Source organism: Mesorhizobium sp. M00.F.Ca.ET.216.01.1.1, from assembly GCF_004010325.2.
In the GTDB taxonomy this organism is placed as follows: Bacteria; Pseudomonadota; Alphaproteobacteria; order Rhizobiales; family Rhizobiaceae; genus Mesorhizobium.
This window is the reverse complement of record NZ_SADR02000397.1, coordinates 1-314: the sequence shown is the minus strand read 5'-3', so window position 1 is coordinate 314 and position 314 is coordinate 1. Positions and strand designations below refer to the sequence as shown.

At 56.7% G+C, this 314-nt stretch carries 1 protein-coding gene; it reads left to right on the top strand.

What is annotated here, in order from left to right:
• On the top strand, positions 1–314 hold a 314-nt coding region (locus EN859_RS38535; protein WP_210237776.1), incomplete at both ends, for a hypothetical protein.

The following is a 314-nucleotide window of genomic DNA, read 5'->3' as shown; positions in this document are numbered from 1 at the left end:
CTCGCCGTAGATCTGCAGAATGCCGCCGAGAAAATCTTCGAGCTTGTTCGGATCGAACGGGCGATCGTTGCGGTACACGAACGACTTGATCTTGTCGTCGTGATGCGCGTGATGATGGTGGCCGTGGTGATGCCCTTCGTGGTCGCAATGGCCATGATCATGATCGCAATTTGCGTGGTCGTGACCGTGGTCGTGCGTATGGCCGTGCTCGTCATGCGCATGAGCGTGGTTGTGTGCGTGCTCGTCCTCGGCGAGGAAGTCCGGGTCGATCTCGAGCTTCGAATTCAGATTGAAGCCGCGCAGATCGAAAATTT